This window comes from Wenzhouxiangella sp. XN79A (assembly GCF_012272825.1).
Taxonomy (GTDB): domain Bacteria; phylum Pseudomonadota; class Gammaproteobacteria; order Xanthomonadales; family Wenzhouxiangellaceae.
The window spans coordinates 1-16,035 of record NZ_JAAWWS010000157.1 but is presented as its reverse complement, the minus strand read 5'-3'; the positions used below and the strand labels follow the sequence as shown (position 1 = coordinate 16,035).

Here is a 16,035-nt window from a genome sequence, read left to right as displayed (position 1 = left end):
AGGGTACTTGATTTGGTGGCCGAACCGCGCGAAACCGCGGCCCGGTCAGCCCGGTGCGGCGAGCTCGAAGCGCGCGAGCCCGGGCCGGCGATCGCCGCGCACAGCAACGTGTCCGATCAATTCATCGGGCACGTCCTGGTCGAGTCCGACCAGCTGCCAGTGCTGCGGCTCCGGCCAGTCCTCCGGCAGCGCCGCCAGCGTCAGCCGCCCGGCCGGTTCGACCTCGGCCAGGCCGATGGCGCCGACGTTGCCGGCCAGCGTCCGCCCGGCGGCCTTGACCAGGGCCTCGCGGGCGGTCCAGTGGGCCAGGAAGCGACGACCGCCCTCGTCGCCGCAGGCGCACAGGCGTTCGGCCTCGTCGGCCGGGAAGTAGCGCCGGGCCAGCCGCTGCCAGCGCGGCCGGCGGTCGGCCGGTTCGATGTCGATGCCGACCGGCTCGCCGGCGCTGATCGCCACGGCCAGCCAGGGCCCGGTGTGCGACAGGCTGAAGGCCAGGCGCCCGGCATCGTCGCCGGCCAGTTCGGGTTTGCCGGCCGGGCCGCGCTCGATGACCACGTCGCGGCCCGGCTTGTCGAGGTAGGCGCCGAGCAGCAGGCGGAGCAGGAAGCGCTGCTGCATCCGGAGCATCCGCCGGCCCTCGATGCCCTCGGTGGTCGCGGCCAGCATTCCGAGCCCGGCCAGCGGCAGTCGATCCTGGCGAACCTGCCAGACATCGACCACGCCGTCATCCGGCCGGGCCAGGCCGCGCAGCGGCAGTGTCCGTCGCTTCAGTCCCGGCGATGCGCTCATGCGTCGTTGCCCCAACCGAACGCGCGCACGCCGGCCACGCCGAACGCGCCGGCGGCCCGGGCGTGGCCCCAGTCGTCGGGCTCCAGGCCGCCGAGCGCCAGCACCGGCAGCGGCGAGTGCCGCACGACGCGTTCGAAGTCGTGCCAGCCCAACGGCAGCACGCCGGGTCGGCGCGCGCTGGCGGCCACCGGCGCCAGCGTCACGAAATCGGCGTCCAGGTCGGCGGCCATGCGGATCTCCTCGAGGTCGTGGCAGGACGCGGCCAGCAGCCTGTCGGCGTCGATCGGGCGACGGTGGCTCTCGACCAGCTGGCGGGTGCTCAGGTGCACACCGTCGGCCGGCCAGTCGCATACCCGGTCGAGCGCGCCGGAGACCAGCCAGCGGGCGCCGGCCGCGCGGGTCCGCTCGGCAATCGCTTCGACCAGCGATTCGGCCACGTGCTCGTCGGCCTCGAGCCTGAGCCGCAGCAGCCGGAAGCCCGCATCCAGGCAGGCCTGCCAGCCGGCCAGGAAACGCTCGGGGTCGGCGAAAGTGCCCGGTGACGGCGAGATCGAATAGTGCGCGTCGAGCTGAAGCAGGCGGACCAGCGGGCGATCGGCAGCCGGCATGTCGAGCTCGCGCAGCCGGTCGACGTCGACCCACTGGAGGGCCTGGCCCTCGCGGCCCTCGGGCGTTCCGGCGTAGGAGTGCAGCTCGAACAGGCGCAGCCGCACGGTCGTTGCGGGATACTCGTGGGTGACGCTGACCAACGGCCGCATCGGTCCGGCCTCGATGCCCAGCTCCTCGGCCAGTTCGCGGGCCAGCGCGCGGTTCGGCGCCTCGCCCGGTTCGATCTTGCCGCCCGGAAACTCCCACTGCCCGGCCAGGTGCCGGCCCGGCAGCCGCTGGGTGACCAGGACCCGGCCCTCGGCGTCGCGGATCACCGCTGCGGCCACGTCGATGCGGGGCGGCGGTGGATCGTTCGAACCCGCCACTTCAGACGCCCTCCCGTCGTTCGGCCAGGAAGGCGTCGGCCCAGGCATCGAGCCGGTCGTCCTCGATCGCCGCGCGCATTTCGCGCATGACCCACTGGTAGAAATACAGGTTGTGGATGGTCGCCAGCCGCGCGCCCTGGATCTCGTTGCAGCGATGCAGGTGCTTGATGTAGGCGCGCGAGTAATTGCGGCAGGTGTAGCAATCGCACTCGGGATCGATTGCCTGGGTGTCGGCGGTGTAGCGGGCGTTGCGGATCCTGACGTCGCCGGTGCGGGTGAACAGATGACCGTTGCGCGCGTTGCGGGTCGGCATCACGCAGTCGAACAGATCGACCCCGCGCTGCACCGAGCGGACCAGGTCCTCGGGCCGGCCGACGCCCATCAGGTAGCGCGGCCGGTCGTCGGGCAGCACCGGGCAGGTCGATTCCAGCACCGCCAGCCGCTCGGCCTCCGGCTCGCCGACGCTCAAGCCGCCGATCGCGTAGCCGTCGAACCCGATCGCCTGCAGGCCCTCGGCCGAGCGCACCCGCAGGTCGTCGTACATGCCGCCCTGGACGATGCCGAACAGTGCAGAGGGGTTGTCGCCGTGCGCGGCCTTCGAACGCTCGGCCCAGCGCAGCGAGCGCTCCATCGATTCTGCCGCCTCGGCGTGGGTCGCCGGATACGCGGTGCACTCGTCGAAGATCATCACCACGTCCGAGCCCAGCTCGCGCTGGACCTGCATCGATTCTTCCGGGCCCATGAAGATGCGGCTGCCGTCGACCGGCGAGGCGAAGGTCACACCGTCTTCGGTCAATTTCCGCAGCTCCGACAGGCTCCAGACCTGGAAGCCGCCGGAGTCGGTCAGGATCGGCCCGTTCCAGTGCATGAAATCATGCAGATCGCCGTGCGCACGGATCACCTCGGTGCCCGGACGCAGCATCAGGTGGAAGGTGTTGCCGAGGATCATTTCCGCACCGATCCCGCGCAACTCCTCCGGTGTCATGCCCTTGACCGTACCGTAGGTGCCGACCGGCATGAACGCCGGCGTCTCGACCGATCCGCGCTCGAAGGTCAGCCGACCGCGGCGCGCCCGGCCGTCGCTCTTGAGATGTTCGAATTTCATGTCCCGTCCCCGGTCAGCACGCACAGCGCGTGCACCTCTTCGGCGGTGTAGCTCCGCTCGCGCGGCGGGTTCAGGTCGAGCGTGATGGCGCCGTCGGCGGCGCGCCGCTGGACGCCGAGCAGCAGATCGCCGTGTGCGGCCACGGCGCGGTCCATGTCGTCGAAGTTCATCGGTTTGCGGATCCGGTAGGTTCGCGGCGCACGGAAGGCAACCTCGGCGCCGATCGGGGCGAACAACTCGTCGAACACCACGCCCAGTTCCGGGCGCAGCGCCAGCTGGGCCAGCACGTGGCTCATCAGCAGCGGCGGGATCAGCGTCTCGGCCTCGGCGCCGCGCACCAGGCCCTCGTTGACCGCGTCGGCCAGTTCGATCAGAACGTGCGGGCGATGGGCACGGTTTTCCAGCGCGCCCTCGAGCATCCGGTGACCGACGATCGCCCGGGCGTCGGCTTCTTCCGAACTGGCCAGCCGGTCGCTGGTCAGCAGCACGATGCTGCGATAGCGCTCCAGCGGCAGCGCATCGAGCACGCCCTCGTTCAGGTAGTCGCCGTCGAGCAGGTTCAACGCCAGCCGCTCCCCGGCCGCCTCGGCGATGCCGCGCGCGCTCAGGACGCGCTGGCGCTCGGCCAGGGGCACGAACGACATCAGGTCGACCGACCAGTGCGAACCCGGGCGCTGGGCCAGCGTGACCAGCAGCTCCGGCACCCGGTCGTTCCAGCCCAGCACCAGCAGGCGATGGTCGTCGACCGGCGCGCGCGCCGCCGGCGTTCGCGCAGCGCGATCGATGACCGGCACGCGCCGGGCGTCGGCCCGTTCGAACTCGGCGTCGGCCGGATCGGCGCACAGCAGCACGACCCGGTCGTCGGCGCGCAGCACGGTGTCGGTCGGCGCATTCAGCAGCACCTTCGGCTCGTCCTCGCCGGCGCGGATCAGGCCCAGCACGCGGGCCTTCGGGCAGCGCGCGGCGACATCCTTCAGCGGCGCGCCGGCCAGCTTGCCGGCCGGGCGCAGATGAAACTCGTTGCCCTCGAGCGACGAAAGCGCCTCGCGCAGGAACCGGGACAGCCCCGGATGAATCAGGGTCTGCATCATCAGCCGGCTGATCGTGCGGTCCGAGGCCACGATTTCCAGCGGGCCGGCATAGGCGCGCCGGACCATGTCCATGCGGCGGGCATCCTGGACTTCGGCCACGACCCGCGGCGCACGGGTGCCGGTGGCGGCGGCGCGTGCATCCATCGACAGCAGCGCGCGAATGGTCTCGACATCGGGATCCAGGCCTTCGACGCGGTGGCCGAAATCGCTGGGCAGCAGCACCACGGCCGCGTTCAGGCAGGCCGCGCGCTGGATCGCTTCTTCCTCCAGCGCCGAGCCGTAGCGCAGGATCACCCGGCCGGCCCCGGCGCCGATCACCGGATCGGCGCGCAGCTCCTGGGCGTGCAGTGCCGAAACGTCCTCCGAGAGCACCACCGGGGTGAGCCGCCGGGCCTCGAACAGCCGCAGGAAGCGGCGCGCGGTGTGCTCGGAGCCGACCAGCTCACGCAGCAGCGGCAGGGTGCGGTTGGTCCAGCCGACGATGACCACGTGGTTGCTCAGCGAGACCGGAGTCAGGCCGCGCTCGAACTCGCGCATCCGGGCGATCAGCCACTGGGTCATGATCGCGACCAGCGCGCCGAGAAACACCACGTAGCCGCTGATGGTCAGCAGCGTGGAAACGAAGCGTCGCCAGCCGCCGACGTCGTCGCCGAGGTAGCCCGGATCGGTCAGGCGCAGGAACGCCCACCAGATCGCCTCGGGCAGCGTGGCCTCGCCACCGGCCAGCAGCAGTGCCGCGCCCCCGGCCAGCGAGATCAGCCCGATCAGAGCGGCCACCAGCAGCAGCTGGAAGCCGGCGCCCTTGACGAACTGGCGTTCGACGAAGAACTTGACCCGGTCGACCAGCGGCAGCTTGATCATTCGCCGTTCCGAGGCTTCGCCGCGCGCTTGCGACCCAGCCTGGCGGTGGCCCACGCCGCCAGCCAGGGCCGGCGGATCTTGGCGTTGTGGCGGATGTCGGTGGGCAGCTCGCGGTAGGTCAGCACGTCGCGAATGCCGGCGGTCGCGGCATGCATCTCGAGCTGGTCGCGGACGCTGGCGACCAATGCATCGATCCGCATGCCGGGTTCGGGCTCGACGATCACCACCGGCCGCTTGCGCTCGCCGTCGCCGGCGCCGACCAGCGCCGAGCGGGCCACGCCATGGATCGCATTGACGCGGCCCTCGACGCACTCGGTGAACAGCGTTCCGGTCTCGGTGATCACCCGCTCGGACTTGCGACCGCAGTACCAGAGCCGGCCGTCGTCATCCATCCAGCCCAGATCGCCCATGCGGTGCCAGACCGTACCGTCCTCGTCGGTCATCTTGGCCAGCCGGGTCTGGGCCTCACGCTGCCAGTAGGCATCGGTCACGGTCGGGCCGGACACGCAGATCTCGCCGATCTCGTCCTTGCCGGCGCGCGAGGAGTCCGACAGCTTTTCGATCGGCCGGTCGGTGATCCGGATGATGCGGATGGTGTTGGCGGCCAGCGGCCGGCCGACGCAGACCCCCTGCCCGTTGCGGTTGCCGTCCGACGGGCCGTCGAGCAGCTCGCGTCCGGAAATCGTGGCCACCGGCAGGCACTCGGTGGCGCCGTAGGGCGTGTGCAGGTCGGCGTGCGGCGCCAGGGCGGCGAGCATGCGCTCGACCACGCGCGGCGAGACCGGGGCGCCGGCCGACAGCGCGCGCCGGATCGTCGGCAGCGTCAGATCGTGGGCTTCGAGGTGGCGCGACAGGGTGTTCATCAGCGCCGGCGAGCCGAACAGGTTGGTCACCGCGTACTGCCGGATCATGCTCTCGAGCATGTCCGGATCGGCCCGGGCCGGCCGGGTGAAGTCCATCTTCGGAATCACCGTGGTCATGCCCAGCGCCGGGTCGAACAGCGCAAACGGCGGGAAGGTCGGCAGGTCGACTTCGCCCGGGCTCATGCCGAAGGTCTCGCGCATCAGGCGCACCTGGGCGACGAAATGGCGGTGGCGATAGACCACGCCCTTCGGAATCCCGGTGCTGCCCGAGGTGAACAGGATCGCCGCCATGTCGTCGGGCCGGACCTCGGGCGGGCGGAAATCGGTGGCGTTGCCGCCGAGCAGGTCGCGGTAGCGCAGGCCCTGCCCGAACGGCCGCGGTCCGACGGTGACGGTCTGCTTGATCGAGCCGCGTCCCCAGCCGAGCAGCATCCGGGCCAGCTGCGCCCGGGTGATGCCGATGAACACCTCCGGCCGCGCCTCGCCGAGACAGGCCTTCAGCGGTTTCAAACCGATGCCGGGATCGACCAGCACCGGGACCAGGCCGGCCTTGAACAGTGCGAAGAACAGCGCGAAGAATTCCAGCGAGGGCGGCACCATGAACGCCACCCGCGTGCCCGGCGGATAGCCCTGCGCCTGCAGCCCGGCGGCCAGTCGATCGCTGAGATCGTCGAGCTGGCGGTAGCTGTAGCGGCGATCGGCCCAGCGGCCGTCGATCCGTCGGGTCGGCAGGATCAGCGCCACGGCGTCGGGCTGGGAGCGGGCCTGGCGGGTCAGCGCCTCGGCGATGTTGACGAGTTCGGTCACGGCATCGGTGGCCGGATTCCGGCCGAAAGGAAGGACAGGGGCCGAAGTGTAGTACGTCCTCGCCCGGCCGGCCGCGACTCGGTCACCCGCCCCCGGCGACCGGCCCGGTGAAGCGCACCGGCGGGACCTCGTGCAGCAACCGGGCCAGCCGGCGGTGCACATCGCCGAGCCGAACCCGGCCGAGAAAGCCCGAATAGGCCAGGTAGCTGACCAGGAAGCGGCGGTCGGCCGCCCACGGCGGCAGGAACTTCGGCGCCTCGACCAGGCCCAGGTCGGCCAGTTCGCACAGCACCGGCACATCCTCGAGATCCAGCTTGCCGCAGAACAGCAGCAGCAACAGGTCGGCGCGACCGCCGGCGACCACCGAGCGCAGGAAATCGTGCACCCGGAGCAGGCCGTCGAGATAGACCACGTCCTTGGTGAACGGCGCGCCGCCGGACAGCACGCCGCCCCGGAATACCCGTCGGGCCTGCTCGAAGGCCTCGCGCTCGCTCGATCCGCGCTCGCGGAAATAGCCGAACACCTCGACGAAGTCCGCGCCGTCGATCGCCATCTGGATCGCCAGCACCCGATCGGTCAGCCGGCTCAGCCGATCGACGTCCATGTGGCCGGTGATGAATTCGGCGAACACCGCCAGCCCCTCCTGGGTGCGGGTGGTGCCCGGATGGGCCGCGGCCAGGATCGGCAGCGCGGCCTGGTGACGCCCGTTCAGCGCCGTGGTCACATGGATACCGGCCTCGTGGTGGATCAACTGGCCGACATCGCGGTCGGTGAAGCGCGCCGCGCGCCGGATCTTGATCACGCTCGGCCCGGCCGTGGCGTTGGCCGACAGCTGGTCGACCAGCTCCACCGCCGGCGCCTCGTCGCCGAAGAACTGCGCGACCGCCGGGCGCATCCGTGCGGCCAGTTCCTCGGCGGTCAGGTGCGGGTCGTCCGGCGCGCCGAGATCGATGTGCGAAAGCCGGTCGAGAATCCGGCGCATCCGCTGGGCCAGCTTCAGCGGCGTGGCGCGTGCATCGGCCAGCGTCTGGCCGGGCGCGCCGTAGAGCCTGCGCGAATGCTCGAAAAACGGCGCGCTGCCCAGGTGCGTCATCATTGCCGCGGCGGTCTCCAGCCGATCGGCGATCCGCTCGAACCACGGCCGGGCCGGACCGCAGTCCGGGAACCGCCGGCGCGCGTCGGCCAGCGCCTCGCGGACCGGCGCCGGATCGACCTTCGGATAGACCACTTCCGGCAGTCGCCGGGCGCCGCCGTCGAGAAAGGCCCGGCGCACCTCCTGCGGCCAGGCCAGCAGACCGAGGATGCGAAGGGGCTGCTCGGCCGCGCGCAGCGCGGCAGCGGCCCGGGTGATCGATTCGGCGGTGCTCGAGTGCTCGGGCGGCGGGGGCATGGTCGATGGTGAAGCGGACCGGGAGCGGAAGACCGTATAATACGAGGTTGGTCGACCTGAAAGTCCCGCCTTGCGGGCCGGAATCAACGCATGCTGTTCGAGAATGTCGCTATCCAGTCCGTGGTCTCCGTCGACCCGCCGAACAAGGTCTCCAGCGAGGAGGTCTATGCACGTCTCGAGCCCGCGCTGAAGCGCCTCAAGGTTCGCGGCAACCCGCTGATCGACCTGGCCGGCATCGAGGAACGCCGCTACTGGGACGACGGCACGCAGCCGTCCGATGCCGCCACGCTGGCCGGCCGGAAGGCGCTGGAACGCGCCGACATCGATCCGAAACAGGTCGGCATCCTGATCAATACCTCGGTTTCGCGCGATTTCCTCGAGCCGTCGACGGCCTGCCTGGTGCACAACAACCTGAAGCTGGCCGACACCTGCGAGAGCTTCGACGTCGGCAACGCCTGCCTGGCCTTCATCAACGGCATGAACATCGCCGGCCGGATGCTCGAGCGCGGCGAGATCGACTACGCGCTGATCGTCAACGGCGAGTCGAGCAGGGAGCTCAACGAGACCACGATCGCGCGGCTGCTGAAGCCGTCGGTCACCCGGAATCAATTCAAGAGCGAGTTCGCCTCGCTGACGCTGGGCTCGGGCGCCGCGGCCATGGTCCTGACCCGCCGCGACCTGCTGCCCGACGGCCCGGCCTACAAGGGCGGCGTGACCCGCGCGGCGACCCAGTTCAACAACCTGTGCCGCGGCTGGAACCACCAGATGTGGACCGACACCCGCACCCTGCTGACCGAAGGCATGAAACTGGCCGGCCTGACCTACACCGCGGCACGCACGGTGCTGGGCTGGGTGGCCAACGACCTCGACCACATCGTCATCCACCAGGTCTCGAAGGCGCACACCGAGATGTTCATCCGCATGTTCCGCGTCGACCCGGCGCGCGTCTACCGGATCTTCCCGTTCCTCGGCAACATCGGGCCGGCCTCGATCCCGACCGTGCTGTCGCGGATCGTCGACGAAGACCGCGTCAACCGCGGCGACAAGATCGCGTTGATGGGCATCGGCTCGGGCCTGAACTGCTCGATGGCCGAAGTCGTCTGGTAAACCCCATTTGCCGGGGCAATGTCCCCCGGCCCCGGACCGGAGATCGACGGTGACCGACCTGCCCGGCCTCGACCGTAGCCTGTATCCGTTCGACAGCCACTACCACGCGCTGCCCGGCGGCCACGCCCTGCACTTCGTCGATGAGGGACCGGCCAGCGGCGCGCCGGTGGTCATGGTCCACGGCAATCCGACCTGGTCGTTCTACTACCGCAACGTCATCCGCGCCCTTTCCGGCGAGCGCCGCTGCCTGGCCCCCGACCACATCGGCATGGGCCTGTCCGACCGCCCGACCGACGCCGAGTACGACTACACGCTGGGCCAGCGGATCGAGGACCTCGGCCACTGGCTGGACAGCGTCGAACCCGACCGCACCATCGACCTGGTCGTCCACGACTGGGGCGGCGCGATCGGCCTCGGCTGGGCGGCGCGCAACCCCGAACGCGTCGGCAAGCTGGTGATCCTGAACACCTGGGCCTTCACCATCCCCGACGACGCCAACCTGCCGAAATCGCTGGCCTTTGCCCGCACCGGCCTCGGCGCGTTCCTGATCAAGGGCTTCAACGCCTTCTCGGGCCTGGCCACCCGCATGGCCACCGCTTCGAAGCTGCCGAAGAACGTCGCCCGGGGCCTCACCGCCCCCTACCGCGGCGGCGCCCACCGCCGGCTGGCCACGCTGCGCTTCGTCCAGGACATCCCGCTGACCGAGTCCGACCCGGCCTGGCCCGTGCTGGCCGAAACCGAAGCGCTGCTGCCGAACCTCGCCGACAAACCGATGCTGTTCGGCTGGGGCGCCAAGGACTTCGTGTTCAACGACGAAGTGCTCGATAAGTGGCGCGAGATCTTCCCCGACCCGAAGATCGAATACTTCGAGGACGCCGGGCACTACGTACTGGAAGATGCAGCGGATCGCCTGGTGCCGATGATTCGGGAGTTTCTTGCCTGACTCCCGGCAAAGCGTCGCCGGAACGCGACCCGGATTCCGAGGTTGGTCGGCCACACTTGCCGACTCATAATCGGTAGGTCGCAGGTTCAAGTCCTGCAGGGCCCACCAATTCCCTGAATCCTATGGGGTTTTGGGGCGGTGACTCATTGATTTCTGGGTCGGGTGGTCGTGGGCATAAGGGAGACCGGTACGCTGCGACAGGTCGTCATTGATCTTGCCGCTGGAGAAAACCCTGGGCGGCTACCCCGCGTTGCCAACTCCAAGCAGCCTAATCTGTTTTCTCCAGCCCCAGCGCATCCACAATAGCGCGATGGCCATATGCCCAGTTAAAAATCATGACGAGGCCGTATGTAAAAGCCATGACTTCTAAGCGATAGTCAGGCCTAAACAGCGCTAAAGTGGCCATAAGCAATGCGAAAAGGAGACTGATCAAATAGATCAGAAAGAGCTTTCTTGAGCTCAAAAGCAGGGAGAAATTTCTCTTAAAGATAAATAGCGCGCCTATTGAAACAGCACACGCGATCAGAAGTAGCGGCAGTTGACCTGTCGCAACTGATGCACTAATCATCACGATTACCGCGAAGTAGCCGCTTTCGAGTAAAGCTGCTTCGCTCCTAGCATCTAAGTTACTGCTGACGCGCTTCATATAACACCCCCCCCAACATGCTGAATCGTGTCATAGAAAAGAAGTCCCGCTTGCACCCCTGCATTGACAGGAGCTGGCACTAATCGACTGTAATTGCGCGCCCATACCTCGAGCGGCAGGAACCTATTGGACACCCACGTTGTAAGAGAAAAGCCTACGCGATTCGGGACGGAATTCCCGATGGTCTGAGTGCTGCATGGGTGTCCGGGTTCCTATGTGGAACGGCTGATCTGGCCCTGACACAGTGATAAATCCCTATTTGTCGAACGACGACAGCATTTTCAGAGGATGGGTGTCCAGGTTCCTCGTCCCAGCTCTTTCGTCTATTGCCTTGTCTCCTTGCAAATTCGTAGCAAAAACACAGACACCCATCTTGTAGGAAATCAGAAACGACGCGAAACACGTGGACACCTATCTGCTAGGAAATCCTGTAGGCCCCTCTATGGGTGTCCGTGTTTCTTATCTCCGGGCGACTACAGAACCAAGGATCAAATTGAAGAAGCAGTTAGGTCCAATCGTCGAGCTACTGTCAAGTCTGGTGTATGACCACTGGTTGATCAAGCGGCGGCCCTGCTGATTTTTCGCTCGTCGATTCCGTCGATGAACTCCACGCCGGCAATGACATCGGCCAGTTGCCGGAACCCTCGAAGTCGGCGCCAGCGTTTCTGGGCACTCATCGCCAGTTGGTGCAACAACGCCAGGCCGGTATCAACGCTGTAGCAGTTTCTTGTCTTCTTTGTTCGCAGTCGGATTGTGGCGAACGTCGACTCGATCGGATTGGTCGTTCTGAGGTGCTGCCAATGGGCGGCCGGGAAGTCGTAGAACGCCAGGAGCCGATCACGGTCGGATTCGAGGTTCTCAGTGGCCTTTGGGTATTTGTCACCGAACGTGGCCAGGAACCGGTCGAAGGCTTGTTCGGCCGAGTCTCGTGCATCGGCCTGCCAGATCTCGTGGATCATCGACTTGGCCTGAGGTTGAACGCGCTTGGGTAGCTTGTCGAGCACGTTGGCTGTTTTGTGGACCCAGCACCGCTGCTGACGCGTCTCGGGATAGACCTCATTCAATGCGGCCCAAAAGCCCATCGCGCCATCGCCGACGGCCAGCTTCGGCGGCTTGCTCAGGCCTCGATCACGCAGGCTCAGCAACAGTGCTTTCCAGCTCTCCGTCGACTCGCGGAAGCCCTCGTCAATGGCCAGAAAGTGCTTGTTGCCGTGGGCATCACAGCCGATCAGCACCAGCACGCAGCGGCGGTCGGCCTCGCGGGCGTTGATGTAGATCCCGTCGGCCCAGAGATAGACCATCTCGTGGCCACGCCAGTCTCGTTGGCAGAATGCGCTGTAGTCTTTCGTCCAGACCGACTTCAGGCGGCTGATGGTCGCCGGCGACAGGCCCCGGACCGACTCGCCGAACAGGGCGGTCAGCGCCTCGTCAAAATCGTTGGTCGACACGCCCTTCAGGTACAACCAGGGCAGGACGGCTTCCAGGCGCCGGGTTTTCTTCAGATACGGAGGCAGAACCAGTGACCGGAAGCAGCGGCCCCGACGCGCCCGATCGCGCGTCTTGGGGAGTCGAACCGAAACCGGACCGACGCCGGTCAGTACCTCACGCTCGGGCTGATAGCCGTTGCGAACTACATTTCGGCGACCCTGGCCGTCGGTGTCGTCATACTTGCCCAGGAAGGCCTCCAGCTCCGCAGCGATCGCCTGCCGGATGGCAGTCTGGGCGTGGGCACGGATCAGGTCGGTCATCTCGTCGCGGAAGGCTGGATTGAGAAACGGAACTGTCGTATCGTTGCTCATGGCGGCATGCTCCTTGTCTGAAATCAGTGGATTTGGTCATCTCTAATTTCAGCAGGGCTTGCCGCCGCTTTCAACTCAGCTCATACACCAGATCTGATCGTAGCTCCCAATCGTCGAACTTCCAAGCTATAGGAAGCCTTCCTGCCCATGACGATAGGGGCTTAACCGCTTTTGTCCTTGGATACTATGGCAATTCTCGCCTCCAGGGCCAACTATATAGCTGAAATTTATCAGCCTAGCAGCTGTGATTTGTTGACTTTCCGCTGGGTTTTGCCGCAATTCGGCGGAGAGGCGATCCACAATTGGAAATCAGAGCTTATTGGATCAGCAGTCTGCTAGTTTTCTCTTCAAACCTTCGATGAAGTGTTGGATCTCGCTAGACGCCTTGCTCCAATCATAGACGTCAAGGTAATGCGATAAGGTCCTACCGGCCGAGTCTCTTGCGCAAATATCGGCGCCGTGGTCCAGCAAATAAGAAAGAATATCAGGGTTCTGAATGGCAGCCGATGTCATGATCGCCGTCATTCCCTCCATCGGGAACATCTCCGTCTCTACTGTGCTCATTACTTCGACGTTAGGATCACCACCATACTCTAGGAGTAGTTCAACGTTCCGCTGGCCTCCCATAACAGCGGAAAAAAGGGCAGGCCTGCCTGTTACACGCGAGCGAGAATTTGGGTTAGCACCTCCAGCAAGGAGCGCCTCAAGAAAAGCTGTATCTTGCTGGGAAGCAGCAATTGAAATCAAAGGGGTCTGATCCAAATATTGATCGACATCAGCTCCCAGCTCTATGAGACAGCGAAAAGCACTGACGTAGCCTTCTCTTAAAGCGTAGTAGAGGAGACCAGCCCCCCCATGCCCCTTTGCATCGATGTTTGCACCCTCGCTCTTCGCCGTTCGGAGACCAGCACAATCCTCTCTTTCGACAAAGTGAACAAGGTAGAGGGGACTCTCGCCATTAAAGAGTTCCGATGCTGTCATTTCTGCCGGATCGGGACCAGTCGGACTAGTCTCTACGCTCGAACAGGCGGCTAGCAAGATACTCAATAGCACAAGCTTAAAATGCCTAGTCATAAGATTCAACATCCGATTGCCTTACACATCTGCCCCATCGGATGCCACCCTGCAGCACCGACTCTGACCTGTTCCCCATAGATTCTTCCAGCCGTCAAGATGTTTACAGGCTGCAATACATCGTATGTACTATAGATATGTGTGATTTGAGCACTAGATACCTTCGCTAATGGAACTGATGAAATAGTCTTTGGGTGCACTCCGGCTGCATTGAATATAGTGGCCCGACCGCCCGCTGCGAGCGCCGCGGCGGCCGCCAAGCCTCCGCCGAGCGACTGCCCAACAAATCTGGTCCCAGGCTGCGCATTACTGCCAATATCCAGTGCGTGTTGATATTGCGAAGAATGTTTTCCTAGGCCCTGCGCAAAGTTGTGAGGCCAATCATTCATCTCGTTTGTTCCCGAAAATATGTATACAGAATCACCTGTTTCAGAGTTGACTGCAAGCGCGAATTCAAGTTCTGTGTCTCGGTCCTTGCTCCATGGAAGAGCATACTCGTATCCTTCAGGAAGAGCGCCACCATAAGCGGTGTTTGCAAGTGCGCCATCAACGACTTCCTGCGAGGACAAGGCCCGTGTTTGAGTCAAACCCAATCGCACTGAGGACTGTAATGCTGCGGTTAATGCGCCATTAGCGAACTTACCTCCAGTGATCTCGGAAGCCGTGCCCCCAGCAATCACTTCGATAGTGAACTGCTCGAACGCCGAAGAGTCAAGTGCAATAGCCCCTTCTCCTGCCGCAAATGATACGGCTGACGAGGCGAAGCCATGTCCGAATTTTCCACCTTGAAGCTCAGATGCAACTCCTGAGGCAACGCCAGTTGATGCCGCGGATATGGCTCTCCCAGTCGCATTGAGACCTCCCGATGCTGCTTTGAAGTGACCAGACGCCTTAAGCCCTCGGCCAACTCCAAAGGTTACAGCTCCTGTAAAGGCGCCGGTGAGCGCCCCTTCCCAAGTGCCGGTTGACACTGCACCGGCTAGAGCGCCCCCGACCGCTCCAATCGCTGCTGCACTAGCAATCGACTCGGCAGCTAGTGCCCAGTTTCCTGTGTAGAAGCTGATGGTGACTGAGAATGCGAGTCTCGCAAAGTCCTTAAAACTAAAGTATCCACTCGGATCCGAATACGACAACGGGTTGTTGTGGACATAGGTATATCGGGGTCTATCCGAATCTCGCAACGGATTTCAGACTTGATCCGGTCTGATTTGAGAGGTCATGGGGCCTCCTGTAAAGTTTTGTTTTCCAGAACAAACAGTACAGAAAGGAACCCCCATGACCGTCTACAAGCTTATCGCAAAGCTGCTCAAGTTCAAGGATTTCCGGTGCAATGGACTGGCCTTTCGGCGCGGCAACCGGCTCGAGGTATTGGTCAAGCCCTACAAGAACGGCTGCCGCTGTCCGGAGTGCGGCCGGCGGGGACGTATCGTTCGCCAGCGCTCCGAGGTGCGCTACTGGCGTGATATTCCGGTCGGACCCTGGTCGATCTGGCTGATGTACTGGCCGCGTGAGATCTGTTGTGACACCCACGGCCGGGTGACCGAGCAGCTACCTTGGTCTGAGGCGGGCAGCCGGGTGAGTCACCGCTTTGAATACCTGATGCTGCGCTACTGCCAGATCATGCCGCAAAAGGCCGCCGCCCAGCTGCTGCGGTTGCCCGCCTCGACCCTTTCGGATCTGCTCCATCGCACCATTGGCCGGTTGCGCGAGGGCCATCGCATCCGAGGCCTCAAGACCATCGGCGTTGACGAAATCTCCTATCACAAGGGTCACAAGTACGCCACGCTGGTCTATGACCTGGAGCGCTCCTGCGTGGTCTGGATCGGCCAGGGCAAGGCCCGAGCGGCGATCGACCGGTTCTTCAACGAAGCGCTCAGCGACTACCAGAAGGCCAGGATCCAGACCGCCTGCTGCGACATGAGCCAGGCCTACATCGGGGCCATCCAGACACACTGCCCGAACGCCACCCTGGTGCTGGACCGCTTCCACATCGTTAAGGCGCTCAACGAGGCCGTCGACGAGGTTCGCAAAGAGCAGTGGCGGGAGGCTACCCGGGATGAACGCAAGGCGCTCAAAGGGCTGCGCTGGCTGCTCTCACGCCATTCGTCGACCCGAAGCCGGCGCGATACCCAAAACCTCAATGCGCTCGACAAACACAACCGGCGAATCTATCGCGCCTGGCGCCTGAAAGAAGAGTTCGAGCACTTCTGGACCTACCAGGCACCCTGGGCGGCAGAGCGGTTCCTGAAGCAGTGGACCAAAAGTGCATTGCTCAGCCGCCTGGAGCCGCTGCGAAAGTTCGTCCATACCCTCCGACGCCACCAGGATGCCGTGCTGGCCTTCATCGGCACCCGCGTGACCAACGCTATTGCTGAAGGACTCAATCGCATCGTCAAGATCGTCAAGAATCGCGCCAGTGGCTTCCGCCATCTCGATGCGTTCTCCGACATGATCTACCTGACCGTTGGAGACCTCGATCTGCCTGGGCAAATTCCAGTGCGGTTCCGCACACTATGAAAACGCCGGCAAAGACAGTCAGATCAGGCGCTGCGGGCGATCAGAGCTTTGCGAGATCCGGATATAGCC

13 protein-coding genes are annotated in these 16,035 nt (G+C 64.9%); 3 read left to right on the top strand and 10 right to left on the bottom strand.

Features of this window, described 5'->3' with window-relative positions; genetic code table 11:
• Window positions 1–45 precede the first annotated feature (45 nt).
• The 6 genes from HFP89_RS11995 to HFP89_RS11970 form a co-directional block, all read right to left on the bottom strand.
• Window positions 46–789, bottom strand: coding sequence for a 4'-phosphopantetheinyl transferase superfamily protein (locus HFP89_RS11995; RefSeq protein WP_168717904.1), 744 nt, complete (start codon window positions 787–789; stop codon window positions 46–48).
• Window positions 786–1,763, bottom strand: coding sequence for a Nudix family hydrolase (locus tag HFP89_RS11990; RefSeq protein ID WP_168717903.1), 978 nt, complete (start codon window positions 1,761–1,763; stop codon window positions 786–788). The genes HFP89_RS11995 and HFP89_RS11990 overlap by 4 nt, the downstream gene beginning before the upstream one ends.
• Window position 1,764: 1 nt before the next feature.
• Entirely contained in the window at window positions 1,765–2,868 is a 1,104-nt protein-coding gene (tgt, locus tag HFP89_RS11985) for a tRNA guanosine(34) transglycosylase Tgt (protein WP_168717902.1), read from the bottom strand.
• A complete protein-coding gene (locus HFP89_RS11980; protein WP_168717901.1) occupies window positions 2,865–4,820 on the bottom strand; it encodes an ion channel DMI1 in 1,956 nt (651 codons plus the stop codon). Before HFP89_RS11980 ends, tgt begins: the two co-directional genes overlap by 4 nt.
• Window positions 4,817–6,490, bottom strand: coding sequence for a fatty acid CoA ligase family protein (locus HFP89_RS11975; RefSeq protein WP_168717900.1), 1,674 nt, complete (start codon window positions 6,488–6,490; stop codon window positions 4,817–4,819). The genes HFP89_RS11980 and HFP89_RS11975 overlap by 4 nt, the downstream gene beginning before the upstream one ends.
• An 82-nt stretch (window positions 6,491–6,572) precedes the next feature.
• The gene (locus HFP89_RS11970; RefSeq protein WP_168717899.1) at window positions 6,573–7,880 is read right to left on the bottom strand and encodes a flavohemoglobin expression-modulating QEGLA motif protein; all 1,308 of its coding nucleotides are present in this window, start codon (window positions 7,878–7,880) and stop codon (window positions 6,573–6,575) included.
• A 90-nt stretch (window positions 7,881–7,970) separates the two neighbouring features.
• On the opposite strand from HFP89_RS11970, the gene HFP89_RS11965 reads away from it, so the two are divergent.
• Together HFP89_RS11965 and HFP89_RS11960 are read left to right on the top strand one after the other, a co-directional pair.
• Window positions 7,971–8,987, top strand: a complete 1,017-nt coding sequence (locus HFP89_RS11965; protein WP_168717898.1) for a 3-oxoacyl-ACP synthase III — start codon at window positions 7,971–7,973, stop codon at window positions 8,985–8,987.
• Window positions 8,988–9,036: 49 nt separating this feature from the next.
• A complete protein-coding gene (locus HFP89_RS11960) occupies window positions 9,037–9,930 on the top strand; it encodes an alpha/beta fold hydrolase (protein ID WP_206212352.1) in 894 nt (297 codons plus the stop codon).
• A gap of 268 nt (window positions 9,931–10,198) precedes the next feature.
• Here the strand turns inward: HFP89_RS11960 and HFP89_RS11955 are convergent, their stop codons facing one another.
• The 4 genes from HFP89_RS11955 to HFP89_RS11940 form a co-directional block, all read right to left on the bottom strand.
• Complete coding sequence (locus tag HFP89_RS11955; RefSeq protein WP_168717897.1) at window positions 10,199–10,576, bottom strand: hypothetical protein; 378 nt, start codon at window positions 10,574–10,576, stop codon at window positions 10,199–10,201.
• A gap of 557 nt (window positions 10,577–11,133) precedes the next feature.
• Entirely contained in the window at window positions 11,134–12,375 is a 1,242-nt protein-coding gene (locus HFP89_RS11950) for an IS256 family transposase (protein WP_168717896.1), read from the bottom strand.
• A 324-nt stretch (window positions 12,376–12,699) separates the two neighbouring features.
• Window positions 12,700–13,356, bottom strand: a complete 657-nt coding sequence (locus HFP89_RS11945; protein WP_168717895.1) for an ankyrin repeat domain-containing protein — start codon at window positions 13,354–13,356, stop codon at window positions 12,700–12,702.
• 98 nt (window positions 13,357–13,454) lie between these two features.
• The gene (locus HFP89_RS11940; RefSeq protein WP_206212351.1) at window positions 13,455–14,582 is read right to left on the bottom strand and encodes a hypothetical protein; all 1,128 of its coding nucleotides are present in this window, start codon (window positions 14,580–14,582) and stop codon (window positions 13,455–13,457) included.
• Window positions 14,583–14,724: 142 nt separating this feature from the next.
• Here HFP89_RS11940 and HFP89_RS11935 point away from each other — a divergent pair, with 142 nt between their 5' ends.
• A complete protein-coding gene (locus HFP89_RS11935) occupies window positions 14,725–15,966 on the top strand; it encodes an ISL3 family transposase (protein WP_168715701.1) in 1,242 nt (413 codons plus the stop codon).
• The last annotated feature ends 69 nt before the right edge of the window (window positions 15,967–16,035 follow it).